Source organism: Burkholderia sp. 567 (assembly GCF_040545115.1).
Lineage (GTDB): Bacteria > Pseudomonadota > Gammaproteobacteria > Burkholderiales > Burkholderiaceae > Burkholderia > Burkholderia ambifaria.
In genome coordinates this window covers 1-24,141 of the sequence record NZ_JBEPLG010000005.1, presented here as the reverse complement: position 1 = coordinate 24,141, position 24,141 = coordinate 1, and the positions used below count along the sequence as shown (strand labels likewise).

At 68.2% G+C, this 24,141-nt stretch carries 26 protein-coding genes; 9 read left to right on the top strand and 17 right to left on the bottom strand.

Annotation, left to right across the window (positions count from 1 at the left end):
* Nucleotides 1-23: 23 nt before the first annotated feature.
* The gene (locus ABIC50_RS15950) at nt 24-1,643 is read right to left on the bottom strand and encodes an FAD-dependent oxidoreductase (protein WP_354165336.1); all 1,620 of its coding nucleotides are present in this window, start codon (nt 1,641-1,643) and stop codon (nt 24-26) included.
* Nucleotides 1,643-3,157, bottom strand: coding sequence for a polyamine aminopropyltransferase (locus ABIC50_RS15945; RefSeq protein ID WP_354165334.1), 1,515 nt, complete (start codon nt 3,155-3,157; stop codon nt 1,643-1,645). The genes ABIC50_RS15950 and ABIC50_RS15945 overlap by 1 nt, the downstream gene beginning before the upstream one ends.
* A gap of 136 nt (nt 3,158-3,293) precedes the next feature.
* On the opposite strand from ABIC50_RS15945, the gene ABIC50_RS15940 reads away from it, so the two are divergent.
* From ABIC50_RS15940 to speD, 5 genes are read left to right on the top strand one after another with little or no spacing between them, the layout of a single operon-like run.
* Nucleotides 3,294-3,680, top strand: coding sequence for a DUF350 domain-containing protein (locus tag ABIC50_RS15940; protein WP_105830379.1), 387 nt, complete (start codon nt 3,294-3,296; stop codon nt 3,678-3,680).
* Nucleotides 3,681-3,706: 26 nt separating this feature from the next.
* Nucleotides 3,707-4,759, top strand: coding sequence for an SPFH domain-containing protein (locus ABIC50_RS15935; RefSeq protein ID WP_354165331.1), 1,053 nt, complete (start codon nt 3,707-3,709; stop codon nt 4,757-4,759).
* Between the two features lie 9 nt (nt 4,760-4,768).
* Entirely contained in the window at nt 4,769-6,289 is a 1,521-nt protein-coding gene (locus tag ABIC50_RS15930; RefSeq protein ID WP_354165329.1) for a DUF4178 domain-containing protein, read from the top strand.
* A complete protein-coding gene (locus tag ABIC50_RS15925) occupies nt 6,289-6,435 on the top strand; it encodes a hypothetical protein (protein ID WP_164714756.1) in 147 nt (48 codons plus the stop codon). Before ABIC50_RS15930 ends, ABIC50_RS15925 begins: the two co-directional genes overlap by 1 nt.
* A complete protein-coding gene (gene speD, locus ABIC50_RS15920) occupies nt 6,432-6,809 on the top strand; it encodes an adenosylmethionine decarboxylase (RefSeq protein WP_354165327.1) in 378 nt (125 codons plus the stop codon). The genes ABIC50_RS15925 and speD overlap by 4 nt, the downstream gene beginning before the upstream one ends.
* A 7-nt stretch (nt 6,810-6,816) precedes the next feature.
* Here the strand turns inward: speD and ABIC50_RS15915 are convergent, their stop codons facing one another.
* Nucleotides 6,817-7,269 (bottom strand): type II toxin-antitoxin system RatA family toxin, encoded by a 453-nt coding sequence (locus tag ABIC50_RS15915; protein ID WP_354165324.1) that lies wholly within the window; start codon nt 7,267-7,269, stop codon nt 6,817-6,819.
* Nucleotides 7,270-7,454: 185 nt separating this feature from the next.
* Between ABIC50_RS15915 and ABIC50_RS15910 the strand changes: the two genes are divergently transcribed.
* Together ABIC50_RS15910 and ABIC50_RS15905 are read left to right on the top strand one after the other, a co-directional pair.
* The gene (locus ABIC50_RS15910) at nt 7,455-8,495 is read left to right on the top strand and encodes a bifunctional nicotinamide-nucleotide adenylyltransferase/Nudix hydroxylase (protein ID WP_105786809.1); all 1,041 of its coding nucleotides are present in this window, start codon (nt 7,455-7,457) and stop codon (nt 8,493-8,495) included.
* Between the two features lie 74 nt (nt 8,496-8,569).
* On the top strand, nt 8,570-10,003 hold the full coding sequence (locus ABIC50_RS15905) for a nicotinate phosphoribosyltransferase (protein WP_354165322.1): 1,434 nt from the start codon (nt 8,570-8,572) through the stop codon (nt 10,001-10,003).
* A gap of 42 nt (nt 10,004-10,045) precedes the next feature.
* On the opposite strand, the gene ABIC50_RS15900 is transcribed toward ABIC50_RS15905, so the two are convergent.
* A complete protein-coding gene (locus ABIC50_RS15900) occupies nt 10,046-11,503 on the bottom strand; it encodes an aminotransferase-like domain-containing protein (protein WP_354165320.1) in 1,458 nt (485 codons plus the stop codon).
* Nucleotides 11,504-11,630: 127 nt separating this feature from the next.
* On the opposite strand from ABIC50_RS15900, the gene ABIC50_RS15895 reads away from it, so the two are divergent.
* Nucleotides 11,631-12,518 carry a DMT family transporter gene (locus tag ABIC50_RS15895; RefSeq protein WP_354165317.1) on the top strand — a complete coding sequence of 296 codons (888 nt, stop codon included), beginning with the start codon at nt 11,631-11,633 and terminating at the stop codon, nt 12,516-12,518.
* A 58-nt stretch (nt 12,519-12,576) separates the two neighbouring features.
* On the opposite strand, the gene ABIC50_RS15890 is transcribed toward ABIC50_RS15895, so the two are convergent.
* The 8 genes from ABIC50_RS15890 to ABIC50_RS15855 all read right to left on the bottom strand — a co-directional run bounded on the left by ABIC50_RS15890 (nt 12,577) and on the right by ABIC50_RS15855 (nt 18,571).
* On the bottom strand, nt 12,577-13,194 hold the full coding sequence (locus ABIC50_RS15890) for a hypothetical protein (RefSeq protein WP_175712962.1): 618 nt from the start codon (nt 13,192-13,194) through the stop codon (nt 12,577-12,579).
* 72 nt (nt 13,195-13,266) lie between these two features.
* Nucleotides 13,267-13,884, bottom strand: coding sequence for a hypothetical protein (locus ABIC50_RS15885; protein ID WP_011659248.1), 618 nt, complete (start codon nt 13,882-13,884; stop codon nt 13,267-13,269).
* Nucleotides 13,885-13,996: 112 nt separating this feature from the next.
* A complete protein-coding gene (locus ABIC50_RS15880; protein WP_175695235.1) occupies nt 13,997-14,617 on the bottom strand; it encodes a hypothetical protein in 621 nt (206 codons plus the stop codon).
* The gene (locus tag ABIC50_RS15875) at nt 14,614-15,156 is read right to left on the bottom strand and encodes a hypothetical protein (protein WP_165753503.1); all 543 of its coding nucleotides are present in this window, start codon (nt 15,154-15,156) and stop codon (nt 14,614-14,616) included. Before ABIC50_RS15875 ends, ABIC50_RS15880 begins: the two co-directional genes overlap by 4 nt.
* Before the next feature lie 66 nt (nt 15,157-15,222).
* Complete coding sequence (locus ABIC50_RS15870; RefSeq protein WP_354165315.1) at nt 15,223-16,347, bottom strand: extracellular catalytic domain type 2 short-chain-length polyhydroxyalkanoate depolymerase; 1,125 nt, start codon at nt 16,345-16,347, stop codon at nt 15,223-15,225.
* Between the two features lie 174 nt (nt 16,348-16,521).
* Nucleotides 16,522-16,968 carry a lysozyme gene (locus ABIC50_RS15865; protein ID WP_354165313.1) on the bottom strand — a complete coding sequence of 149 codons (447 nt, stop codon included), beginning with the start codon at nt 16,966-16,968 and terminating at the stop codon, nt 16,522-16,524.
* A complete protein-coding gene (locus ABIC50_RS15860; protein WP_354165310.1) occupies nt 16,952-17,863 on the bottom strand; it encodes a DUF2589 domain-containing protein in 912 nt (303 codons plus the stop codon). Before ABIC50_RS15860 ends, ABIC50_RS15865 begins: the two co-directional genes overlap by 17 nt.
* A 15-nt stretch (nt 17,864-17,878) precedes the next feature.
* Nucleotides 17,879-18,571 (bottom strand): DUF2589 domain-containing protein, encoded by a 693-nt coding sequence (locus ABIC50_RS15855; RefSeq protein ID WP_175658928.1) that lies wholly within the window; start codon nt 18,569-18,571, stop codon nt 17,879-17,881.
* Between the two features lie 282 nt (nt 18,572-18,853).
* Here ABIC50_RS15855 and ABIC50_RS15850 point away from each other — a divergent pair, with 282 nt between their 5' ends.
* Nucleotides 18,854-19,537 carry a helix-turn-helix transcriptional regulator gene (locus tag ABIC50_RS15850; protein WP_175739310.1) on the top strand — a complete coding sequence of 228 codons (684 nt, stop codon included), beginning with the start codon at nt 18,854-18,856 and terminating at the stop codon, nt 19,535-19,537.
* A 234-nt stretch (nt 19,538-19,771) separates the two neighbouring features.
* Here the strand turns inward: ABIC50_RS15850 and ABIC50_RS15845 are convergent, their stop codons facing one another.
* From ABIC50_RS15845 to ABIC50_RS15825, 5 genes are all read right to left on the bottom strand, one after another.
* Nucleotides 19,772-20,116: a DUF3088 domain-containing protein gene (locus tag ABIC50_RS15845; protein ID WP_354165307.1), complete on the bottom strand. Its 345-nt coding sequence runs from the start codon at nt 20,114-20,116 to the stop codon at nt 19,772-19,774.
* A gap of 69 nt (nt 20,117-20,185) precedes the next feature.
* Nucleotides 20,186-21,373: a cystathionine beta-lyase gene (gene metC / locus ABIC50_RS15840; RefSeq protein ID WP_354165305.1), complete on the bottom strand. Its 1,188-nt coding sequence runs from the start codon at nt 21,371-21,373 to the stop codon at nt 20,186-20,188.
* Nucleotides 21,374-21,422: 49 nt separating this feature from the next.
* The gene (locus ABIC50_RS15835; protein ID WP_041491502.1) at nt 21,423-22,148 is read right to left on the bottom strand and encodes an amino acid ABC transporter ATP-binding protein; all 726 of its coding nucleotides are present in this window, start codon (nt 22,146-22,148) and stop codon (nt 21,423-21,425) included.
* Nucleotides 22,149-22,193: 45 nt separating this feature from the next.
* Nucleotides 22,194-22,853 carry an amino acid ABC transporter permease gene (locus ABIC50_RS15830; RefSeq protein ID WP_175674407.1) on the bottom strand — a complete coding sequence of 220 codons (660 nt, stop codon included), beginning with the start codon at nt 22,851-22,853 and terminating at the stop codon, nt 22,194-22,196.
* Nucleotides 22,854-22,938: 85 nt separating this feature from the next.
* Nucleotides 22,939-23,739, bottom strand: a complete 801-nt coding sequence (locus ABIC50_RS15825) for a transporter substrate-binding domain-containing protein (RefSeq protein ID WP_175667359.1) — start codon at nt 23,737-23,739, stop codon at nt 22,939-22,941.
* Between the last annotated feature and the right edge of the window lie 402 nt (nt 23,740-24,141).

Here is a 24,141-nt window from a genome sequence, read left to right as displayed (position 1 = left end):
CCGCGTGCGCCGGCAGCCGGCGCTCAGGCGAGCACGCGGCGGGCCGCGAGCACGCCCCAGTACGACGCTTCCTCCAACAGCGACAGCCCGGACAGATCCGCATGCGCGAACACGATGGGGCCGTCGGCCTCGCGCAGCGCGAGCAGCCCCGGCCGGCTCAGGAAGCCGACGTCGGGTGTCGCCATCGCATGACCGCGCACGGTGATCTCGAGCGCGCTCGCATGCTTCCACAGCTCGCGTCCGTACACGGCCTGCAGGTCGATCGCCGCCTGTTCGCGCAGCGCGTCGGGCTGCGCCTGCGCGAGCCAGCGGCGGGTGTCGTCCGGCGTGCGCGTGCTCAACGCCTGGTAGGCGGAGAACACCGAGCGCGTCGGCGGCGACATCCGGATCAACTGGTGCGTCGACACGACATAGCCGAGCCCCGCGCCGTCGTAGACGACGTTGTCCCACGCGAGCGGCACGCCGGCCTCCTCGGCCGGCATCCCGTCGAGCAGGAAGTTGGACACGAGCCACGGCGCGCGTGGCGGCAGGTCGCGCGCGGGATCGAAGCCGTATGCGTGCAACTGCGGAAACACGCGCGCCGCGACGAACAGCGGCATCGCGCTGACGACGCGCCGCGCCTTCAGCGTGAACGTCGACAGCGTACCGTCGTCGGCGACGCGTGCGCACAGCACGTCGACGCCGCCCGCGCGTTCGGTCGCGCGCACGGCGAAGCCGTCCCGCGACCACGCATTCGAACCGGTGCGCGCGGTGATCGAATCGCTCAGCTTCGTCACCATCGTATGCAGCCCGTCGGGCCAGGTCAGCACCGCGCCGTCGCTCGCATTGCGCGCATGGCCGCCGCGTGCCGAGAAATAGTGGAGCCCGGCCCACGCCGACACATGCTCGTAGCCCGCGCCATAGTCGTCGCGGCAGCAGTAGTTCAGGTACCAGTGCAGCGCGTTCGCGGTGTAACCCTCGTCGAGCAGCCACTGCTTGAACGAACGCCGGTCGAGCGCACGCCAGCGCGCGTCGCGTGACGATTCCGCGATCGGGATGCAGAACACCTTGCGGCCGTCCGCGCCGCGTGCGGTGCGCAGGCCGTCCGTGTACGCGAAAAAGCGCGTTTGCTGTGCGAGGGCGTCGGCGTCGAGGCCGGTCGCCGGCACGATGCCGTCCTGCCACTCGCCGCGGATGAACAGCCGTTCGTCGGGCGCGTGCACGAGCACACGTTCGTCGTACACGGGTTGCGCGGAGAACGGCGCCGACTCGATCACACCGAGATCGGCGAGCATGTCGCGCAGATGCACGGATTCGAGCGACGGCAGCGGCAGGTAGTGCGCGCCTTTCGGATAGCCGAGCTCGCCGAAGCGGCCGCCGGCCGCATTGCCGCCGAATTCGGGGCCCGCGAGCACGACGAAGCGCGTGTGACCGGCGCGCGCGAGCTGCCACGCGCACGACAGGCCGGCCGCGCCGGCGCCGAGAATCGCGACGTCGGTCTCGATCGTGCCGGACGGCGGCGGCAGCGCCGCGTGGTCGCGCAGCGCGTGGCCTTCGCGCATGCCGGGGTAGGCGACGCGCGGCGTCGTCTCGATCCAGCCGGTGCGACCGCATGCGGCGAGCGACGCAGCCGCGGACGCGACGAGGAAGGTGCGGCGATCCATCAGCGCAGCACGTGCTTCCAGTCGTCGTCGAAGCGGCGCACGAGCGGCTGGTCGTTGAGTTCGTTCGGCAACATCGGCCGCGCCGGCATGTCGGCCGGGAAATGGAACATCTCGACGGCCGTTTGCGCGTCGAGCCAGCGTGTCGGCACCGAATAGTGCGTCGGCACGGTGAAGTCGCGGCGCTTGCCGGCGATCACGAAACCCCAGTCGCCGAACGACGGCACGTAGCAGTGGTACGGCCACGTGTTGAGCCCGGCTTCGTGCAGCGTCGAGACGATCGTCCAGTACGCGTGCGGCGCGAAATACGGCGACGTCGACTGGATCACCGTATAGCCGTTCTCCGACAGGTGGCGCGCGAGCAGCCGGAACACCGGCACCGAATACAGCCGGCCGAGCCCGAAGTTGGTCGGGTCGGGGAAGTCGACGACGATCGCGTCGTACACGTCGGCGCTCGCTTCGAGCCAGCGCACCGCGTCGGCGTTGATCACCTGCACGCGCGGGTCCTTCAGCGAACCCTGGTTCAGCTTCACGAGCGGCACGGAGGTGGAGAACAGCTTCGTCATCGCCGGATCGAGATCGACGAGCGTGATCTGTTCGAGGTTGCGGTGCTTGAGCAGTTCGCGCACCGCGAGGCCGTCGCCGCCGCCGAGCACGAGCACGCGCTTCGCCCACGGCAGCGCTTCGATCGTCGGATGGATCAGCGCCTCGTGATAGCGATGCTCGTCGCGCGACGAGAACTGCAGGTTGCCGTTCAGGTACAGCCGCATGTCGTCGTGCCACTGCGTGAGCACGATGCGCTGATAGGGCGTGGTTTCCGAATAGACCGTCTCGTCGCCGTACACGCCGTGTTCGGCCCAGTGCGTGATGCGGTCCGACAGCGCGAAGCCGGCGACGAGCAGCCCGATCACGAGCGACGCGCGCATCAGCTTGCCGCGCACGTTGCGGATCTCGTCGCGGAACAGGTGCGTGGTCCACAGCGCGACGAACGCGTTGAGCAAGCCGAACAGGAAGCTCGTGCGCAACAGGCCGAGACGCGGCGCGAGCACGAGCGGGAAGATCAGCGACACGGCGAGCGAGCCGAGATAGTCGAAGGTCAGCACCTCGCTGACGGTATGGCGGAACGCCTGGCGGCGCTGCTGGAACGCACGCATCACGAGCGGGATCTCCATCCCGATCAGCAGGCCGAGCGCGAGCACGAGCGCGTAGAGCGCCGCGCGAAACGGCGCGGCCAGCCAGCCGAACACCGCGAACAGCAGCGCGGCCGACACGCCGCCGAGCAGGCCGACGAGCAGCTCGATGTCGACGAAGCGGTCGAGCACGTCGTCGTCCTCGACGAACTTCGCGAGCCACGAGCCGATCCCCATCGCGAACAGGTAGCAGCCGATCACCGACGAGAACTGCAGGATCGAATCGCCGAGCAGGTAGCTCGCCAGCGCGCTGCTGATCAGTTCGTAGCCGAGCCCGCACGACGCGAGCACGAGAATCGACAGGACGAGCGCGCGCTTATGCAGCATGGCGCGTCCGTTGTGCAGTGTTCGTCAATGTGGATATACTGGCGCGGCTATCCGTGGGGCGGCCGGGCGCGGGGCGGCGCTCCATGGGCCGACCGGAGAGGGGGCGGCGAAGCGAGCACAAAATCCGAGGAAAAGAATGAATAGTGCCTATCTTTATGCGGTCCATTTACTGTCGGCGTTCGTGCTGCTTTTTGTGTTCGCGGCAGTGTACCTGAAGGTCACCCCGTTCGACGAACTGGCACTGATCCGCGCCGGCAACCCGGCCGCGACGCTGTCGTTCGGCGGCGCGCTGATCGGCTTCTGCCTGACGCTCGCCTCCAGCATCGCGCACAATTCGACGCTCGGCGAAGTCGTGCTGTGGGCCATCGGCGCGATGGCCGTGCAGCTCGTCACCTATGCGGTGCTGACCCGCCTGATTTCCGGCATGAACCATGCGATCGAAGATCGCAACGTCGCGATGGGCGGCCTGATGGGCACCGCATCGCTCGTCGTCGGCATCATCAATGCCGCCTGCCTGACCTGACGCGCCACGCGTTCGAGGAGACCGACATGAGTCTGGGTTCGTTTATCCGCAAGCAGTTCATCGACGTCCTGCAATGGACGGAAGACACCGACGGCGTGCTGGCCTGGCGCTATCCGATGGAAGACCAGGAGATCCAGTACGGCGGCCAGCTGACCGTGCGCGAAACGCAGGTCGCGATCTTCGTCAACGAAGGCAAGGTCGCCGACGTGTTCCAGCCCGGGCTGTACAAACTGGAAACGCGCACGCTGCCGGTGCTCACGTACCTGAAGAACTGGGACAAGTTCTTTCAGTCGCCTTTCAAGTCGGACGTCTACTTCTTCAGCACCCGGCTGCAGCTCGGCCGGCGCTGGGGCACCGCGCAGCCGGTGACGATCCGCGATCGCGAATTCGGCTTCGTGCAGCTGCGCGCGTTCGGCATCTACTCGTACCGGATCGTCGATGCGGCTGCGTTCCACCGCGAGGTGAGCGGCACGCGTGCGCAGTACACGGTCGACGATCTCGAACAGCAGCTGCGCAACCTGGTCGTCACCGCGATGAGCACGACGTTCGGCTCGGCCGACGTGCCGTTCGTCGACATGGCCGCGAACCAGACGCTGCTGTCGCAACGTGTCGCCGAGGCGCTGGTGCCGGTGTTCACGCGCTACGGCCTCGCGCTCGATGCGTTCGCGGTCGAAAGCGTGTCGCTGCCGGCCGAGCTGCAGAAGGCGCTCGACCTGCGGATCGGCGCGGGGATGGCCGGCGATCTCGGCCGCGCGACGCAATACCAGACCGCGCAGGCGATCCCGCTGGCCGCGCAGAACCCGGGCGGCATCGCGGGCGTCGGCGCGGGGCTCGCGGCCGGCGCGGTGATCGGCCAGGCGATGGCCGGCCAGATCGCCGGCGCCGCGCACGCGGCGCAAGCGGCGCCGCCCGCGCCCGCCGCGGCACCGGTTGCGGCTGCGCAGCCGGCCGCACCGGCCGAAGGGACCGACTACGTGCAGCGTCTCGAGCAGTTGAAGGCCCTGCTCGACAAGGGTCTCGTGACCGAAGAAGACTATTCGCGCGCGAAGGCGGAAATCCTCGCGAAGCTCACCCGGTAAGCGTCACGCATGTTCAGTACTTCGTGCCCCCAGTGCGGCGCGCCGGTCGAGTTTCGCTCGGCGGCGGCGGTAATGGCCGTCTGCGCGTTCTGTCGCAGCACGCTGCTCAAGCGCGGTGCCGACGTCGAACGCATCGGCGAGCTCGCCACGGTGCTCGACGACGCGTCGCCGATCCAGATCGGCACGGCCGGCCGCTACGGCAAGCGCGCGTTCACCGTGCTCGGCCGCATCCAGATGACCTACGACGCCGGCACGTGGAGCGAGTGGTACGTCGTGTTCGACGACGGCGCGTTCGGCTGGTTGTCGGATGCGTCGGGCCAGTATGCGGTCACGGTGCGCGAGCCCGACGATGCGTCCGGCGGCGCGTGGCCGGCGTTCGGCACGCTCGAACCCGGCATGCGGATCGATCACGGCGGCCGCGCGTATCTCGTGTCCGACGTGCGCACCGCACGCTGCACGGGCGGCGACGGCGAGTTGCCGTTCCGTGTCGATGCGGGCTGGGAGGCGCGCGTCGTCGACCTGCGCACCGGCAACGCGTTCGCGACCTACGACTATTCCGACGCCGATGCGAATGGCGGGTGTCCTGCCGTCTATACGGGCGAGGCACTGGAGTTCGACGCGCTCGCGTTCACCGGGCTGCGCGATATCGAAACCGATACGCGCGAGAAACGCGGCGCGACGATGGTGCCGTTCGCGTGCCCGAGCTGCGGCGCGCCGCTGTCGTATGCGCCGAACCTCGCCGACTACGTCGTGTGCGGCAGCTGCCACGCGGGCGTGCAATGCACGGCCGAGCAGCAGACCGTCTTCGCCGCGCAGCGCAGGCTCGATGCGGTGAAGGGCGCGCTGGAGCTCGGTGCGATCGGCATGTTCGACGGCGTGAAGTACACGGTGATCGGCATGATGCGTTGCCGCGTGCCGGGCGACGACGAGACGTGGGACGAATACCTGCTGCTGAACCCGAAGCGCGGCTTCCTGTGGCTCGTGCAGAGCGAAGGGCGCTGGGAGCGCGTGCAGGTGCTCGATCACTGGCCGACGATCGGCGGCGAGTCCGACGTGACCGACGACGGCAAGGCCTATCGACTGCGCGACACGTACGACTCGGAAGTCGTGTACGTGGTCGGCGCGTTCAACTGGCGCGTACAGGTCGGCGACCGCACGTCGATCGCCGACTACGGCTGGCAGAAGGACAAGCTCACGCGCGAGCGCAGCGCCGCCGAGATCGTGTGGTCGCGCGCGCGCCGGCTGTCGGCCAGCGCGCTGGCCGAACGCTTCGCCACGCCGGCGCTCAAGACGACGGCCGTTGTGCCCGCAACGGGTTCGGCCGGGAAGCCGACGGGCCTCTTCGATGAAAAGTACCCGCACAGCTTCGCGCCGCTGCCGTTCGTGTTCAGCGCGTTGCTCGTGATCTTCAACATCGGCTCGCTGTTCTCGTTCAGCGGCCGCTCCGTCTTCGTGCTGGTGGGCCTGCTCGTGCTGTGGCTGCCTGAATGGCTGTGGAAGGGTTTCGCATCGGATGGGGGCAACAGCTGATGCGTCACATCCTCTATGGACTCTACGGGCTGATTGTCGTCACGTTGTTCAGTTGCACGTCGCTGGGCGGCGTGAGTTCGGTCGGCAGCGGGTGGGGCAGTTCGTCGGCGCGCAGCGGCTACTCGTCGTACGGGTCGCACAAATGACGGCGCGCGAGTGCATCGCCCCGCCGCGCGCGACGCTCGGCTCGCACGTGCTGGCCGATCTCGCTGGCATCGACGCGGCGCTGTTGCGCGATGCGGCGTGGCTCGAAGCGATTCTCGCCGACGCCGCGCAGCGGGCCGGTGCGCGCGTGATCGGCGCGCACTTCCATCATTTCGGCGGCGAGCACGGCGTGACGGGTGTCGTGCTGCTCGCGGAGTCGCACATCACGATTCATACGTGGCCCGAGCACGGCTTCGCGGCTGTCGACGCGTTCATGTGCGGCGCCGCGCGCACGGCCGATGCGGTCGATGCGATTGCCGCCGCGCTCGGCACGCACGCGCAGGTCCGGCAGCAGGTCGCGCGCGGCGTCGCGTGAGCGGCGCTCAGCGCGGCAGCGCTTCGGCCTCGGCCCAGCGCTTGAACGAGTCGAGACGCCGGCGCGTGTGCACGAGATAGAACGCGCCGATCAGCGGTTCGAGCAGCCAGCGCAGCCATGCCGGCTGCGCGCGGAAGTGGTACGTGAACTTCACTTCGGTCGTGCCCGGCGTGCGCTCGGTGAAGTTCCAGCTGCCGCTGAAGCGTTCGAGCACCTTAGGCCCGTCGATCATCTCGACGGCCGCGACCTGCGGCGGACGGTACGAGATGTAGCGCGACACCATCGTCGCGCCCGACTGGCTGCGGCAGAACGCGTCGACGCCGACGTCGGCCGTCATCCCGTCGGGCAGATAGGCGTCGGTGAGAAAGCTGTCCCACACGAGCCGCCGCGCGTAGTCCTGCGACCACGTGAACAGGCGCCCGCGATCGACGCCGACGATCCGACTCACTGAAATTCTCATGATGGATGGCGGGTGCGCCGGCGCGGATTAGGATGAAATCGAGTGTAACGCGCCAAAACCGCGCGTTTCGTCAGACTTCGTCAAGTCGAGTGGGTGCTCGATTGACCTTCTCCGGGAATTCCCCTACGATCGATTCCATGCCTTCGGGAAAGACCCGAAGCGTTTCAATCTCTTGAGGGAGCCTCATGAGTACGCAACAGAACCGGCGCTTCGACGCGCTCGTTTTCATTGGTCGTTTCCAGCCTCCGCATCGTGGTCACCTGAACGTGCTGAAATCGGCACTGAGCCGGGCCGAGCGCGTGTGCGTGCTGATCGGCTCGACCGACAAGCCCCGCACCATCAAGGATCCGTTCTCGTTCGACGAGCGTCGCCAGATGCTGGCCTCGCTGCTCGATGCGTCCGAACGCGAGCGCGTGACGATCGCGCCCGTGCAGGATTCGACGTACAACGACGGCGACTGGGTGCGCTGGGTGCAGGATGCCGTGGCCGACGCACTCGGCAGCATCGCACAGCGCAAGGTCGGGCTGATCGGCCACGAGAAGGACGCCACGTCGTATTACCTGCGGATGTTCCCGCAATGGGAGCTCGTCGACGTCGATGCGACCGAAGACATTTCCGCCACAGAAATCCGCGACCAGTATTTCGCCGAACGCACCAACAGCTTCGTGCAATGGGCGGTGCCGGAACCCGTGTTCGGCTGGCTCGAGCGTTTTCGCACGCAGCCGGAATTCGCGCAGCTGAAGGCCGAGGCCGAGTTCATCGCCGCGTATCGCAAGGCATGGGCGGCCGCACCGTATCCGGTCACGTTCGTGACGGTCGACGCGGTGGTCGTGCACTCGGGCCATATCCTGCTCGTGCGCCGGCGCAGCGAACCGGGCCGCGGCCTGTGGGCGCTGCCGGGCGGCTTCGTGGAGCAGGATGAACGGCTCGACGCGGCGTGCATCCGCGAACTGCGCGAGGAAACCGGCCTGAAGCTGCCGGAGCCCGTGCTGCGCGGCTCGATCAAGGATCGCCAGGTGTTCGATCATCCGACCCGCTCGCTGCGCGGCCGCACGATCACGCACGCGTGCCTGTTCAACTTCCCGACCGGCGAGCTGCCGCGCGTGAAGGGCAGCGACGACGCCGACAAGGCGCGCTGGGTGCCGCTCAACGAATTCGCGCAGATGCGCAACGTGATGTTCGAGGATCACTTCGAGATCGCGTATCACTTCCTGGGGAAGCTGTGATCCGCTGATTCCCCGGATACCGGTCCGCTGCGACAGACGCGGCGGCACTTCAACGGCCTAGAGGAGCTCTAGCCATGCAAAACGATCCCGGCGGCTTTGCCGCGGTTCTCGCCAATCCGATCCTCAACACGGATTCGTACAAGGCTTCCCACTTCCTGCAATATCCGCCCGACGCGCAGGCGATGTTCTCGTACGTCGAGTCGCGCGGTGGCCGCTACGACCGCACGCTGTTCTTCGGCCTGCAGATGCTGCTGAAGGAATATCTGTGCCGGCCCGTCACGCACGCGATGATCGACGACGCGCGCGACTTCTTCGCGGTGCACGGCGAACCGTTTAACGAGGACGGCTGGCGTCATGTCGTCGAGCACTACGACGGTTACCTGCCCGTGAAGATTCGCGCGGTGCCCGAGGGTTCGATCGTTCCCGTGCACAACGTGCTGATGACCGTCGAATGCGAGGACCCGAAGGTGTTCTGGCTCGCGTCGTATCTCGAGACGATGCTGCTGCGCGTGTGGTACCCGGTGACGGTCGCGACGCGCAGCTGGCACTTGCGGCAGACGATCCGCCACTTTCTCGAGAAGACCGACGACGATCTCGCCCAGTTGCCGTTCAAGCTGCACGACTTCGGCGCGCGCGGCGTATCGAGCGCGGAATCGGCCGCGATCGGCGGCGCCGCGCACCTCGTGAGCTTCATGGGTTCGGACACGGTGCTCGGCGTGCTGGCCGCGAACCGCTTCTATCGCGAGCCGATGGCCGCCTACTCGGTGCCGGCGGCCGAGCACAGCACGATCACGTCGTGGGGGCGTGAGCACGAAGCCGATGCGTACCGCAACATGATCAGCCGCTTCGGTCTGCCCGGCGCGATCGTGTCGGTCGTGTCGGACTCCTACGATCTGTTCGCCGCGCTTGAAATGTGGGGCGGTCCGCTGCGCCAGGCGGTGATCGATTCGGGCGCGACGCTCGTCGTGCGTCCCGATTCGGGCGACCCGGTGACGATCGTGCTGCAGACCGTGCGCGCGCTCGACGCATCGTTCGGCTCGACCGTGAACGGCAAGGGGCGGCGCGTGCTGAACCGCGTGCGCGTGATTCAGGGCGATGGCGTCGACGAGCTGTCGATCGGCGCGATCCTCGCCGCGCTCGACGACGCGGGCTATGCGGCCGGTAACGTCGTGTTCGGGATGGGCGGCGCGCTGCTGCAACAGGTGAATCGCGATACGCAGCGCTTCGCGATGAAGTGCTCGGCGATCCAGCGCGACGGCGTCTGGCACGACGTCCGCAAGGATCCGGTCACCGATCAGGGCAAGCGCTCGAAGAAGGGGCGGCTCACGTTGCTGCGTAATCGGCGCACGGGCGAGTACCGGACGGTCGCGCTGCCGGTCGCGTGGGACGATCGTGCGCTCGAAGGCGAGTGGGACGACGCGCTCGAAACGGTGTTCGACACGGGGCGGATGCTGGTCGATACGACGTTCGCCGAGGTGCGGGCGAGGGCGCACGCGGCGGAGCGATGAGAGCGGCGGCGGGGCGGTCATTCGCCCCGCCGCGTTCGGCGTTCATCGTTGGTCGGCCAGTGCGCGGCCGCTGCGTTCGGCCGCCCGCGCCGCGTCCATCGCCCGCGCCAGCGCATCGAATACGGCGGGCCCCTTGCAGCGCGACACGTTGAAGCGCATGAACGACGTCGCGCTGTGCGACGCGCTGAACACGTCGCCTGGCGCGAGCACGACATCATGATCGAGCGCATGACGCGCGACGCGCGCCGCATCGAGCCCGTCCGGCAGCTCCGCCCACAGGAACAGGCCGCCGCGCGGCTCCGTCCAGATCCCGAGCCCGGCGCGCGCGAGCCGCCGGATCGTTTCGCCCATCGCATCGGCCAGTTGCGCACGCAGGCTGTCGAGATGGCGCCGGTATGTGCCGTCGACCAGCAACCGGTGCACGACGTTCGCGCCGATCTGCGCGTTGCCGAACGACGTCGCGAGCTTCAGGTCGACGAGCGCGTCGATCCATTCCGGGCGTGCGGCGACATAGCCGCAGCGGATCGCGGCCGACAGCGTCTTCGAGAAGCTGCCGATCGACACGACGCGCGACAGCCCGTCGAACGCCGCGAGGCGCGGCGCGGGCGTGCTTTCGAAATCCGCGAAGATGTCGTCCTCGACGATCAGCAGGCCGTGCTCGGCCGCCAGCGTCAGCAGCCGGTGCGCGACCGGCGGCGCGAGCGTCGCGCCGGTCGGGTTGTGCAGCGCCGAGTTGGTGATGTACAGGCGCGGCCGGTGCTCGGCGAGCACCTGTTCGAAGCGCGCGAGATCGGGGCCGTTCGGCGTGTACGGCACGCTGACGATCCGCGCGCGATGCGCGCGCAGCAGCGCCTGGAAGTTGAAGTAGCACGGGTCGTCGAGCACGACGGTGTCGCCCGGCTCCAGCAGCAGCCGGCACACGAGATCGAGCGCATGCGTGCCGCCGTCGGTCAGCATGATCTGCGCGGGCTCCGCCTGCACGCCGTGCTGCGCGAGCCGCCACGCGAGCTGCTGGCGCAACGCGGGCAGCCCGAGCGGCGTCGCGTAGTCGGTCAGCGCGTCGGGTTCGTCGCGCGATACCGCGCGCAGCGCGCGGCGCAGGCTCTCGTCCGGCAGCCACGACGACGGCAGCCAGCCGCAGCCGGGCTTCACGGAGTTCGGCGCCGCCTCGAGCGACTGGCGCGACAGCCACAGCGGATCGAGTTCGCGGTCGAGCCGCGGCCCGAGCTCGGCGAGCGCGAGCGGCGGCGCATGGCCCGACACGTAGAAGCCGGAGCCGCGCCGCGCGACCAGCACGCCTTCGCTCGCGAGCCGCTCGTACGCATCGACGACGGTCGATTTCGACACGTGCAGCCCATCGGCCATCATCCGGATCGACGGCACGCGCGCGCCGGGCATCAGCGCGCGGCTCGCGATCCGCGCGCGCAGCGTGTCCATCACGGTTTCCACGCGCGTTCGCGACGGCGCGGGCGGGGCAGGGCTTTGCACGGAACGGCTCATGGCGGGAAGGAACTGTACGGTGGGTTGTCCAGTACAGTTTGTCGAAATTGTATTGGGCTGTAGCTTACGCGCTTTTCACACACGGCGGATCATCGGTCATCCACCCATTTTTCGACCAGGATTTCCCGTGCAAAAGACGACCGACGGATGGCTCAGCGGCCTGCTGGGCGTGATCATCTTCAGTGGCTCGCTGCCGGCGACGCGCATCGCGGTGCAGGGGCTCGATCCGCTGTTCCTTACGTTCGCGCGCGCGACGATCGCCGGCGTGCTCGGCCTGATCCTGCTCGTCGCGCTGAAGCAGAAGCGGCCGACGCGCGCCGAGACCGTGTCGCTCGTCATCGTCGCGCTCGGGGTCGTGGTCGGTTTTCCGTTGCTGACCGCGCTCGCACTCAAGCATGTGACGTCCGCGCATGCGATCGTGTTCGTCGGGCTGCTGCCGCTCGCGACCGCGCTGTTCGGCGTCTGGCGCGGCGGCGAACGGCCGCGGCTGCCGTTCTGGATCTTCTCGCTGGTCGGCAGCGGCGCGGTGGCCGCGTTCGCGCTGCGCAACGGCGGCAGCGCGTCGGTGGTGGGCGATGCGCTGATGCTGGCCGCGATCGTCGCGTGCGGGCTCGGCTATGCGGAAGGCGCGCGGCTGTCGCGCCAGCTCGGCGGCTGGCAGGTGATCTCGTGGGCGCTGGTGCTGTCGCTGCCGGTGATGCTGCCGCTCACGGGGCTCACGTGGCCCGCGACGTTCGACGGCGTCGACGCCGCCGCGCTGTGGGGGCTCGCGTACGTGTCGTTGTTCAGCATGCTGATCGGCTTCGTGTTCTGGTATCGCGGCCTCGCGCTCGGCGGGATCGCGGGCGTCGGCCAGCTGCAGCTGCTGCAGCCGTTCTTCGGCTTCCTGCTCGCGGCCGGGCTGCTGCACGAGACGGTGCCGCCGTCGATGCTCGTCGTGACGGTCGTGGTGGTCGCCTGCGTGGCGGGTGCGAAATATTTCTCGAAGATGGCGCCCGTGCAGCGCGCAGGCTGACGCGCGTGCGCGCGACGACGTGACGTGTGCCGCCCGTTCGCCGTCGCGCGTGCGCTGCTTACCCCATCACCACGTTCGCGAGCCGGAACTGGTACGCGGTCGCGGTGGTGCCGCCGCCGCCGCCCGTCATCACGATGTCGGCACTCTTGATCCCGAGCAGCGACAGTTCGGTGTTGATGTCGGACAGCACGGCCGAATTCATCACCGCGCCCTGTTCGATCTGCGACGCGGTGCCGATCCACAGCGTCGGCTTGAACTCGAACACGGCCTTCTGGCCCGGCACGATGCCGGTCTTGTGCGCGAGCAGCCGGTTGTCCTTGAAGACCGACGCGGTGATCGCCCCCTGGCTCAGGTCGTTGCGCAGCTGGATTTCGCGCGACGTCGGCGCCGGGCCGGCCAGCGCGAGCACGTTGCCCGACGTCGAGCGCGACACGTTGAAGAGCTGACCGTTGTCCGCGCGCTTTTGCGGCATGTAGTTCCCGTCGGCATCGCTCGCGGAGACGGTCGTCAGCAACGGGAACACGAACGGATGGTTGTCGCCGCGTCCGCAGTTGGTGATGACCTTCCACGCGATCGCGAGCTCGTCGAAGTCCGTCGACACGTTCTTCTGGAAGATCACGATCTGGCTGTTGTTGACGTCGTTCGACAGGTTGACGAAGTTGAGATTGATGTCCATGAGTCACCTTGATTAGATTCGGATAACTGATTGATAGGGCGCCGGCCATGCGTTGCCGGCGCACACCGACCGTTACGCCATCACCACGTTTTCCAGCCGGAACGTGAACGGCAGCGAGCGCGGGCCCGGGCCGCCGCCGGTCATCACGATGTCGGCGCTGGCGATGCCGAGCAGCGACAGTTCCGTGTTGATGTCGGAGATCACGGCGGAATTCATCAGCGCGCCCTGTTCGATCTGCGACGCGACGCCGATCCAGATCGTCGGCTTGAACTGGAACACGGCCTTCTGGCCCGGCGCGACGGACGTCTTGCGCGCGAGCGCGCTGCCGTCCTTGTAGATCGTCGCGTTGATCGCGCCGGCCGGCAGGTCGTTGCGCACCTGCACCTCGGCGCTCGCGCCCGGATCGCCGCCGAGCTGCAGCACGTCGCCCGAGCTGGAGCGCACGACCTGGAACACCTGGCCGTTGTTCGCGATCTGCTGCGGCATGTAGTTGCCCCAGCTGTCGCTCGCGCTCACGCTCATCGTCATCGGGAACTTGAACGGATGGTTGTCGCCCTGGCCGCAGTTGCGGATCACCTTCCACGCGATTGCGAGTTCGTCGAAGTCGGTCGCCACGTTCTTCTGGAAGATCACGACGCTCGAGTTGTTCGCGTCGTTCGAGCGGTTGATCAGGTTCAGTTGGATATCCACGTCGTTGCTCCTTGAGTTTGAAAAAAACGGCAGTCGGTCTGCCGCACACCTTTCCCGCCGGCCCGGCCGCGAGGCCGTGCCGTCAAGCCGATCCAAACGGTATCGGGCGGCGCTACGCGCGCACGATCTGCTCGAGCGCGAATGCGAACGGCTGCGCGTCGGCGCCGGTGCCGCCGCCCGTCATCACGATGTCCGCCGCGGCCACGCCCGCCAGCGGCAGCTGCGTATTCGCGCTCGACATCACCGCCGCATGCAGCGCGCGGCTTTCCTGCACCTGCGACGCCACGCCGATCCACAGCGTCGGCGTGAAGCGGAACACGGCCTTCTGCCCGGGCGCGACCGCTTCCTTCACCGCGATCAGCCGGCCCGCGCTGAACGCGTTGACGTTCACCGCGCCGCGCCGCATCCGGTTGACGACCTCGATGTCGCCGCCCGGTGCGTCGGCCGGGTCGGGCACGAGCCGGCCGCGTCCAGTCGGCTGCGGGTCCACGACGAAGCGCACGCCGGCGGGCGCCGTGACGCGCGGCGAGAAGTTGCCGTGCTCGTCGCCGAGCGCGACGTCGATGTCGGTCGAGTAGTCGAACGGATGAAAGCAGTCGCGTCCGCAGTAGCGAATCACTTTCCACGCGATCGCGAATGCGTCGAGATCGGGGATCACGTCGCGCTGGAACAGCACGACTTCGCTGTTGCCGAGGTCATTCGAGCGATTGATGAAGCGCAGCTTGATGTTCATGGCGTTTGCTCCTGATCGGGCGTGCCGCGTTCGTCGCGCAGCGTGCGGTCGGCCCACTGCGCAAGCGCGGGTGGGACGCCGTTCGCGAGCGACGCGACGTGCAGCGCATGCGCCCGCGCCTGCGCCTGCAGGTCCCCGGCGAAGCGGCCGAGCGCCATCGCGGCATCGGCCGGCCCGCGCGTGCGGCCGAGATCGTCGAGGTATTGCGCGGCGGCATCCGCCATCGCGCCCGCATGCTGCAGGTGGCTCTGCGTGAAGCGCGTGGCGAGATCCGCGTTCAGCGCCGCCAGCTCCTTGACCGCGGCGGCCGAACTGCCGAGCCCGAACCGTTCGAGCTGGCCGCGCCACAACGCGTCGGTCGCGGCCTGGCAGGCATCCGAGTAGCGGTGGCCGGCGAGCAGCGCGGTGTGCGCGAACGCGCGCCACGCGGGGGCGCCGGGCGTGCCGCCGGGGCTGGTCGTCTGCGCGGCGAGCTTGCCGAACAGCTGGAGCGCGTCGGCGTGCGCGCGTTCCCATTGGGCGATGAACGTGGAGAACATGGCGATTCCTCGTGATGAAGGCGCGATGAAGGAGCAATGACGGCGTGATGGCGGCCGAGACGCGGATTACTGACGCGCGGCGCCGAGGCGCTGCACCATCCGCATCACGGCGGCCATCTGCGGCGCGTCGCGGCGGTAGAAGCCCGGGTTGAGCGGATTGGCGCTCGTATAGCCCCAGAAATCCCAGCAGCCGAGCGGATTGACGGCCGATTTCTCGACCTGCGGATAGAGCACGATCAACCGGTTCGTATCGGCGATCTCGTTGTAGCCGACGCCGCGAATCATCCGCTCGCCGACCGTCGCGACGTTCTGCACGCAGCCGTGGAACACCACGTGCACCGCGCACGTCACGCGCTCGCAATCGGCCGGCACATACGCATAGCCGGTATCGCCGAGCGACGCCGCGCGCCGCGGATCGAACGCGCGCTGGTCGAACGCCAGCAGCTTGCCGCCTGCCTGCGCGGCCGGCGGATTGAGCGGCTTGTCGGGCGTGCCGTAGATCCAGCGCACGATGTCGTGCGCCTGTTCGAAGCCGCAGTTGTCGATATACGGGCTCGCGTTCGCGCTGCACGCGTTGTCCTCGGGACGGTTCGTGATGAACGCATGCCCGGCATCCGGCGATGCGCGGTACTGGAGGTTCGCGGCCGGCACTTGCGCGAGCGTGTAGAAGCGCGCGGTCTGGTCGACGACGCGCGTCGACACCACCGTATCCTTCGCGCCGCTGAACACGTAGATGCGCTGGCTGCGCAGCGCGGCCGGATCGTCGATCTCGCCACGCTGCGCGAAAGTGCGCGCGGCGCGCCACGCATCGGCCGCGGACGGCGCGGGGCCGATCGGCTGCATGCAAAGCGTGGTCGCGGCCACCGCCGGCGGGATCAGCGGGTTCACGCCCGCGCAATAGAACGGGCCGCCCGCGACGATGCCCGCGCCGATCACCCGGCTCGAGAACGCGACGTCGAACTGCGCGGCCATGAAGCCGCCGGACGACAGCCCCGACACCGACGTGCGCTGCAGGTCGGCCGCATAGGCGGGCAGCGGATCGGCGGAAGCGGCGACGGCGTACGGTGCGCCGGAAGCCACGGCAGCCGCGGCGGCGAACGCGACGCAGACGGTGCGCAGCGCGCGGCGCATGGCGAGCGAAACGGCGAAGCGGGGCGGCGTCGTGCGGCCGGTCGAGCGGGTGATGTTCATGCGAGGCTCCTGTTGTCGTGGCGAATGGCGGATGACGAATCGTTGTAACGGATCGGTACGGCAAGACCGGACTTCAGCGACGGTTTCAGCTTACGGGCACGCGACGACTTGCGAAATGGCGCGAACGGCATGCGCGGCGACCCGTGACGTTCGGCCGGTGCGGCGTCATGGCGTTCATGACAGAAACAGCGCGCGCTCGGCCTGGCGGCGCTTCGTGAGCCCCGCGAGCGGCTTGCCGCCGGCCTTGTTCCAGACGAGGAACTGGTCGGCCGCACGCGCGCGCGCGCCGGCGTTCAGGTAGCGCAGCAGCGTCGACGAGCGCAGCCGTTCCGCGCCGAGATTGAAGACGAACGACATCAGCGCGTCGAACTGCTGCTGCGTGACCGGCACGTGCAGCAGCTTGCGCAGGTTCAGCTCGGCGCCGCGCAGGTCGCGGCGCAGCAGCGCCTCCGCTTCGGCGGGCGTGAGCGGGCGCGTGAAGCGCTCGTTCGGCAGGATCAGGTGCCCGTAGCCGATCGTCGGCTTGCCGACCGCGTCGAGATAGCGCGCGAGGCGCAGCCCCTCGAACTGCTTGATCAGCGCGATGCCCTGCGCACCGGTACGTTCAGGCTGGTTCGCCATCGTCGTTCTCCTTGCTGCCCGGCCGTGCGCGCGGCACCAGGCGATGCGTGTATTCGTCGATCACGCGCATGATCGCTTCGGGCGGGGCCAGCGCCACGAACTGCATTTCGATGTCGATATGCTCGGTGTCGCGCTGCCGCGCGTTGCCCTGCGCGTCCTTTTTCCCGGAACGCGGCGCGAACGTCACGTAGAAGCGGCTGCGCTGGTCGTCGTCGCCCGCGATGCCGCCGGCCGGCAGCGCCTCGGTGAAGTCGCCGCGCACGGTCAGGTGCACGATCATCCGGTCGAGCGCGAGCCCGCGCGGCGTGGCGAGCGCGACGAGCGGCACCGGCATCGTGTGCTCTGCGTCGAGCGCGACCGTGACCTCGCGCGGCGCGAGCAGGCCGTCGTCGCGCCGGTCGAAGAACTGGTCGAGCACGGCCGTGTACTGGTGCGCGAGCAACTGGTTCGCGGCGGCGGCGGCGTGCTGCATCCCGCGCGCGATCTCGTCGAGCGCGATGCCGCGCGGCGGCGGGCGCGCGTCGTCGGCCGGCATGCCGGCCGACGGGCCGGGTGGTGCGGGTGGCGCTGGCGGGGCGGGCGGGGCAGGCGGCAGGCTGCCGGCGGACGCGTCGGGCGTGATGGCCGATGCTTCATGCGTGCCCGGTGCGGCACTGGCCGGCCACCCGGCGTCATCGGGCGGCACGTGGCGCGCCGGATCGGTGCCTATCGCCGCCGGTGCAGCGGCACCCGCGCTCGGGCCAGCATCCGCGCCGGCATGGCCCGCTGCCGGCGCGGTCGGCGGCGGGACCGGCCCGTCGGGTTCCTGCCGGGCATTGCCGCCGCCCGGACGCGGATTCCCGTCGTCGTGCGTGCCGCCGCCCGCGCGGCGCGACCGTCTGAAGAGCCTGAACATGGCTGGCCCGCGCGCTTACGCGTGCGCCGGCTGCCGGGCATCCGCACCGGCGGCGGCCGGCGCGGCCGCGCTGCCGCCGGACCCGGACGCGTCGCCGACCAGCTTGCCGTCGGTCGGCGTCGCCGGCAGCGGCTTCACGTCCTTCGCGTTGCCTTCGGTGACCACCGGCTTGGTCGCGGCTTCGGTCAGGAAGTCGATCACGCGCATCAGCGCTTCGGGCGGCGACTGGCGCTTCACCTGCGTATGGATCGAGTATTTCGCGCGCGTGTCGGTGCTGCGCGTCTGCTCCGCCTTGTGCGACACGCGCCCCGACACGCTCACGCTGATCGGCCCCCAGCCGAGCTTCGCCTGGAATTCGCCGCCGGCCTCGGTCGACGACGACGCCTTCTCCGACTGCGTGATCTCCATCTCGAAGTCGATCGTGCCTTCCTCGATCGCGATGATCGGGTGGACGATCGCCGCGAGCAGCGGGATGCGCATGGTCTTCTGCACGACGCCTTTCGACACGCCGCTTTCGTCCACCAGCGTCTCGTCGTAGTCGAACTGGACGGCCACGGCCTTGCCGCCCTGGATGCAGACCTGCATCAGGAAATCCGCGTAGCTCTTCGCGGCCTGCGTCTGCGCGCTGATCATCGCCTTTAAAGGGCCGGCGATCATTTGGTCCATGGGTAAAGCATTAATGACCGAGCCGATGAAATTCGCGTCCATGAATAAACTCCTCTTCGTGTCGAAGACAACGGAAATTCGCTGTCTTTATTCACGTTAGGAAATTTAAAACGCTTACCCAATATGACGTCCGTCACGGCCGGCGGCCCGGGCCGGCCCGCGACGGGCATCGGCGCGCGTGGCGGGGGCCCGGCGCGGACGAATTAGGCCATTCGTCACGGAGCGACGAGCCTAGTGCGCGGTGCGTGAAACAGCGGTAAAAAAACGCCGGGTAGGGAAGTAAAAAAAACAAACCGAGCAGCCCGATTTCGAGGAAACCGCGCAATGAACGTTCTAATGATCGATAGCCCGCCGTTATTCGTCGCGGGTGTAGCGGACGTACTGTGTAAACGCGATGTCAACTGGCATGTGTGGTCGGCTCGCTGTCCCGAGGACGTCTTGCGCCTGCGCGATGCGTTGCTGCCCGAGACGGTGGAGGCAATCACGATCGAATGCGACGAGCACGCCGCGCGGCCGAGCTGGCCGAACGTGCTGCACGAGACGTTCGCCGGCGCGCCGTGGCTGTGCGTGGCGACGGCCGTGTGCCGCCGCACGATTGCCGATGCGCTGCTGGCGGGGGCCGCCGGCATCATCGACCGGCACGCGAGCGCCGACGAGTTCGCGGACGCGCTCGGCCGGGTGGCGGCCGGTGCGATCTACGTGCCGCCGAACGATGGCGGCGCGACGCAGGCGCGCCCGGGCGGCGTGCCGGCCGGCGACGATCGCGCGTTCGAGCGCCTCACGCCGCGTCAGCGCGACGTGCTGCGCCTGTTGGCCGAAGGCAAGTCGAACAAGCAGATCTGCCGCGTGCTGAACGTCGCGGAGGGCACGATCAAGAATCATCTGTATGCGCTGTTTCGCCAGATCGGCGTGAGCAACCGGACCGAGGCCGCATTGTGGCTCGCGCGCCACGTGTCGTCCGAACCGGCGGCATTCGCGTTCGCGCCGGTCTGTAGTTCGCCCGGCTGACGCGGGCCGCGGCCGGCCCCGGTGTGTGCCAGCATCCGGTGTCGCGCTGCGTTGAAGGTCGCACGGCCGGGGCCCGGGGCGCCCGGGCCGATCATCGGTAGCGGTGAATCCGCGTGGCCGAGTACATGGCACGCGCGTGGCCGCGTGCGGACTGAAAGCGGCGAACGGGGCGCGGGCCGCGCAGGTCGCGCGTCCCGTTCGGTGGCGCCCCTGCGACAGCGGGCGCCGGCGTGCTTACGCGACGTGCGCGACGCCGTATTGCGACGACAGATAGCGTCGGATATCGGCCGGCGAATCGATGAAGCGGCGGCCGTCGTGTTCGCGAATCGCGACCGCGTCGTCCTTCGGCGTGCGCCCGTCGCCGAGCACGAGCACCGGCGCCGACTGATTGTCCTCGCCGATCAGCGCGACGATCGGCTGGCGCGGCCGCGGCTCGTCGACGTACTCGACCGCGACGGCGTCGCGCAGCTGCGGATAGAAGCTCAGCAGCCCTTCGACGGCGACCGAGTCGCCGCAGTAGAACGGACCTTCGGAGTCCTTGAAAAAGCCGGGACGGAGAATGAACAGCGTGTCTTTCATGATGATCTCGCTATCGGTGGTGGTCTAACGTTGAAGAAAAGAAGCGGCCGCAGGTGGCGTCGTCAGATTTCACGCTTCCGCGAGCGCGGCCGCGGCGGCGCGCATTCTCGCGAAGCCGGCGTCGAGGTCGGCGATCATGTCGTCCGGATGCTCGAGCCCCGCATGAATGCGCAGCAGCGGGCCGGCCGCGTTCCATTGCGTCGCGGTGCGCTGGCGCGACGGATTCGACGGGATGATCAGGCTTTCGAAGCCGCCCCAGCTGTAGCCCATGCCGAAGCACGTCATGCCGTCGAGCAGCGCGCGCACCGCATCGTCGGGCTGCGGATGCAGCACCAGGCCGAACAACCCGCACGCACCCGTGAAATCACGCTGCCACAGCGCGTGGCCGGCGTCGCCCGGCCGCGCCGGATACAGGATCTGCGCGACTTCCGGCTGCCGCGCGAGCCAGTCGGTCAGCACCTGCGCATTGCGCTGGTGGCGTTCGAGGCGCACCGACAGCGTGCGCAGCCCGCGCAGCGCGAGATACGCATCGTCGCCGCTGACCGTCATCCCGAGCTGCCGGTAGCAGCGCGTCACCTGCTGCGCGAGCGCTTCGGTCGTCAGGATCACACCCATCAGCACGTCGGAGTGTCCGGCGATGTATTTGGTCGCCGCGTGGATCGACACGTCGACGCCGTGCGAGAACGAGCGAAAATTCAGCGGCGTGCCCCACGTGTTGTCGAGCAGCACGACCGCGCCGTGCTGGTGAGCGACGCGGCAGATCGCGGGGATGTCCTGCACCTCGAACGTCAGCGAGCCCGGCGATTCGGTAAATATCGCGCGCGTGTTCGGCCGCATCAACGACGCGATGCCGGCGCCGATCGACGGATCGTAGTAGGTCGTCTCGATGCCGAGGCGGGCGAGCGTCTCGTCGCAGAACGAGCGGGTCGGGTCGTACACCGAATCGGCCATCAGCAGATGATCGCCGGGATTCAGCACCGCGAGCAGCGCGGTCGTGATCGCGCTGAGTCCGCTCGGCGTCAGCAGCGCGGCATGTGCGCCTTCGAGCCGTGCCAGCGCCTTTTCGAGCGCACGCGTGGTCGGGCTGCCGTGGCGTCCGTACGCGAGCGGCGTGCCGCGCACGGCGTCGAGCGCGTCGGTGCCGTGAAACAGCAGCGTCGACTGGCGGTACACGGGCGGGTTCACCGGCGAGCCGGGCTGGCCGTGCGAGCGGCCTTCGTGAGCGAGCAGGGTGTCGGGCGAATGCAGGGGGTTCAAGATGGCGTCCTTTGAAGTTCAGTCGAATCGGAGCGAGGGCGTCGCGCGGTCAGTGCAGGATCTTGTCGAGGAAGTCGCGTGCGCGTTCGGAGCGCGGCGCGGCGAAGAACGCATCGCTCGCCGCATCCTCGACCACCGCGCCCTGGTCCATGAAGATCACGCGATGCGCGACCTTCCTCGCGAAGCCCATCTCGTGCGTGACGCACACCATCGTCATGCCGTCGCGCGCGAGCTCGACCATCACGTCGAGCACTTCGTTGATCATCTCGGGGTCGAGCGCGGAAGTCGGCTCGTCGAACAGCATCGCGACCGGGTTCATCGACAGCGCGCGCGCAATCGCGACGCGTTGCTGCTGCCCGCCGGACAATTGCCCCGGATACTTGTTCGCATGCGCCTTCAGGCCGACGCGATCGAGCAGCTTCATCGCGTTGTCGAGCGCTTCGTCCTTGCGGCGGCCGAGCACCTTGACCTGCGCGAGCGTCAGATTGTCGGTGATCGACAGGTGCGGAAACAGCTCGAAATGCTGGAACACCATGCCGACCCGCGCGCGCAGTTGCGCGAGTTTCGCGGCGGGATCGCCGAGCCGCATGCCGTCGACGACGATGCTGCCTTTCTGGAACGGCTCGAGGCCGTTGATCGTCTTGATCAGCGTCGACTTGCCGGAGCCCGACGGCCCGCAGACGACGACCACTTCGCCTTTCGATACCGCCGCGCTGCATGCGGAAAGGACCTGATGCTTGCCATACCACTTGGAAACGTTGTCGAGCGTGATCATGGGTTTGTCCGTGGTGGAGGTTCGGATTGAATGAGATGCGCGGGCTCAATGCGTGGACGGCAGCGACAGACGCGTTTCGACGCGGCCCTGCAGCCGCGTGAGCAGCGTGCTCAGCACCCAGTAGAGCGCGGCGGCCGCGAGGTACAGCGGCAGCGGCTGGAACGTCGCGGCGATGACTTCCTGCGTCGAGCGCAGCAGCTCGGTGACGGTGATCACCGACACGAGCGACGTGTCCTTGATCAGGCTGATCAGCGTGTTGCCGAGGCTCGGCACCGCGAGGCGCAGCGCTTGCGGGCAGACGATGTGGCGCAGCGTCTGCACGTGCGTGAGGCCGAGGCTGTGCGCGGCCGCCCATTGCCCGCGGCCGATGCCGAGGATCGCGCCGCGCATGCTTTCCGACAGGTACGCGCCGGCGTTGAGCGTCAGCGTGAAGATGCCGGCCGTCGTCGGATCGAGCGTGATGCCGAGATCGGGCAGCCCATAGTAGACGACGAACATCTGCACGAGCAGCGGCGTGCCGCGCATAAGGCTGACGTAGCCCTGCGCGAGACCGGATACGAGCCGGTTGCTGCCGATGCGCATGATCGCGACCACGAGCCCGACGACGAGGCCGAGCGCCATCGATGCCACCGCGAACTTCAGCGTGAGCAGCGCGCCCTTCACCATCACGGGCAGGGTATGAATGACCAGATCGAGTGCTTCCATCGCGTGTCTCCTGATTGTGTGTCGTGTGCCGCCGAGGTGTCGGCGGGCCCCGCGCGTTCAGGCGCGCGGGCGCGTGATGGCTGCGTTATTGCGCGACCGGCCGCGTCGTGTCGGTGCCGAACCACTGCATCGAGATCTTCTTCAGCGTGCCGTCCTGCTGCAGCGACGCGACCGCGTCGTCGATCGCCTTCGCGAACTTCGGATTGCCCTTGCGGAACGGGATGCCCATCCGGTCCTCGCCGCCGGCGAGCACGGAGCCGGGCCGCAGCGGCAGGTGCGAGTTCTTGATCAGATAGCTGAGCATCAGGCGGTCGTTGACTGCCGCGTCGATACGTCCCGCCGCGAGGTCGCGCAGGTTTTCCGGCGTGCCCGGATAGACCTGCAGATCGATCGCGGGCACCGTCTTCACGAGATCGACGTAGTTGCTGCCCATCGTCACGCCGACCTTCTTGCCCTTCAGCTCGTCGAGCGACTTGAACGCACGCGCGTCGTTCTGGCGTTGCAGCAGCTGCGCGGACGAATACACGTACGGCATGCTGAAGTCGAGCGCCTGCTGGCGCGACGGCGTGATCGCGACCTGGTTCACGATCACGTCGAACTTGCCGGCCTGCAGCCCGGCGAGAATCCCGCTCCATTCGGTCGTGACGAACTGCGGCTTCACGCCGAGCCGCGCGGCGACCGCCTTCGCGACGTCGACGTCGAATCCTTCGAGTTGTCCTTCGGCATTGCGGTAGTCGAACGGCGGGTAGGTGCCTTCGAGTGCGATCTTCAGCACGCCGGCCTGCTTGACGGTGTCGAGCAGGTCCGCCGCGTGCGACGCCGTGGCCGCCACGCAGAGGAGGGCGGCGGCGAGGCCTTGCTTGAGCGTCGGGGTGAAGGGCTTCATGGTTGTCTCCGGGTGTTGTCGAAACGTTGTTGTCGAAATTTTTGGGCGTACGTATCCGCGGCGACGGGTGGTGTCGCCGTGGGCGGGAAGCAGGCCGCAGTGGAATGCGGCGCGGGAAAGGTGCGGCGAAAGACGGCGCGAGAGGCCGCGAGCCGTTTGCCGCGATGCGTTACGGCATGCGTTCGCGCACGGTGGCGTAACGGTGCGCGGCGAAGAGTTCAAGCATCGTGTTCATCAGAATTTGCTCCGAGAAACCCCGCCATCGATGACGGGAAGGAAAGGCGTGCTGTTGACAGGCAGCTTCTTGCACGGGTTAGGATCACCGGCATGATCCTTGTCTACCGCTACCGCGTGAAGTCGCTCAACGGACTGCTCAACAAGCAGAGCCGTGCGGTGAACTAC

Coding starts and splice junctions, on each gene's coding strand:
- ABIC50_RS15855 (WP_175658928.1), bottom strand. CDS start 18,571: ATGGACGCGAATTTCATCGGCTCGGTCATTAATGCTTTACCCATGGAC.
- ABIC50_RS15905 (WP_354165322.1), top strand. CDS start 8,570: ATGCAAAACGATCCCGGCGGCTTTGCCGCGGTTCTCGCCAATCCGATC.
- ABIC50_RS15875 (WP_165753503.1), bottom strand. CDS start 15,156: ATGTTCTCCACGTTCATCGCCCAATGGGAACGCGCGCACGCCGACGCG.
- ABIC50_RS15940 (WP_105830379.1), top strand. CDS start 3,294: ATGAATAGTGCCTATCTTTATGCGGTCCATTTACTGTCGGCGTTCGTG.
- ABIC50_RS15950 (WP_354165336.1), bottom strand. CDS start 1,643: ATGGATCGCCGCACCTTCCTCGTCGCGTCCGCGGCTGCGTCGCTCGCC.
- ABIC50_RS15900 (WP_354165320.1), bottom strand. CDS start 11,503: ATGAGCCGTTCCGTGCAAAGCCCTGCCCCGCCCGCGCCGTCGCGAACG.
- ABIC50_RS15930 (WP_354165329.1), top strand. CDS start 4,769: ATGTTCAGTACTTCGTGCCCCCAGTGCGGCGCGCCGGTCGAGTTTCGC.
- ABIC50_RS15945 (WP_354165334.1), bottom strand. CDS start 3,157: ATGCTGCATAAGCGCGCGCTCGTCCTGTCGATTCTCGTGCTCGCGTCG.
- ABIC50_RS15845 (WP_354165307.1), bottom strand. CDS start 20,116: ATGAAAGACACGCTGTTCATTCTCCGTCCCGGCTTTTTCAAGGACTCC.
- ABIC50_RS15830 (WP_175674407.1), bottom strand. CDS start 22,853: ATGGAAGCACTCGATCTGGTCATTCATACCCTGCCCGTGATGGTGAAG.
- ABIC50_RS15935 (WP_354165331.1), top strand. CDS start 3,707: ATGAGTCTGGGTTCGTTTATCCGCAAGCAGTTCATCGACGTCCTGCAA.
- speD (WP_354165327.1), top strand. CDS start 6,432: ATGACGGCGCGCGAGTGCATCGCCCCGCCGCGCGCGACGCTCGGCTCG.
- ABIC50_RS15870 (WP_354165315.1), bottom strand. CDS start 16,347: ATGAACATCACCCGCTCGACCGGCCGCACGACGCCGCCCCGCTTCGCC.
- ABIC50_RS15890 (WP_175712962.1), bottom strand. CDS start 13,194: ATGGACATCAATCTCAACTTCGTCAACCTGTCGAACGACGTCAACAAC.
- ABIC50_RS15835 (WP_041491502.1), bottom strand. CDS start 22,148: ATGATCACGCTCGACAACGTTTCCAAGTGGTATGGCAAGCATCAGGTC.
- ABIC50_RS15910 (WP_105786809.1), top strand. CDS start 7,455: ATGAGTACGCAACAGAACCGGCGCTTCGACGCGCTCGTTTTCATTGGT.
- ABIC50_RS15860 (WP_354165310.1), bottom strand. CDS start 17,863: ATGTTCAGGCTCTTCAGACGGTCGCGCCGCGCGGGCGGCGGCACGCAC.
- ABIC50_RS15825 (WP_175667359.1), bottom strand. CDS start 23,739: ATGAAGCCCTTCACCCCGACGCTCAAGCAAGGCCTCGCCGCCGCCCTC.
- ABIC50_RS15865 (WP_354165313.1), bottom strand. CDS start 16,968: ATGGCGAACCAGCCTGAACGTACCGGTGCGCAGGGCATCGCGCTGATC.
- ABIC50_RS15880 (WP_175695235.1), bottom strand. CDS start 14,617: ATGAACATCAAGCTGCGCTTCATCAATCGCTCGAATGACCTCGGCAAC.
- ABIC50_RS15925 (WP_164714756.1), top strand. CDS start 6,289: ATGCGTCACATCCTCTATGGACTCTACGGGCTGATTGTCGTCACGTTG.
- ABIC50_RS15850 (WP_175739310.1), top strand. CDS start 18,854: ATGAACGTTCTAATGATCGATAGCCCGCCGTTATTCGTCGCGGGTGTA.
- ABIC50_RS15915 (WP_354165324.1), bottom strand. CDS start 7,269: ATGAGAATTTCAGTGAGTCGGATCGTCGGCGTCGATCGCGGGCGCCTG.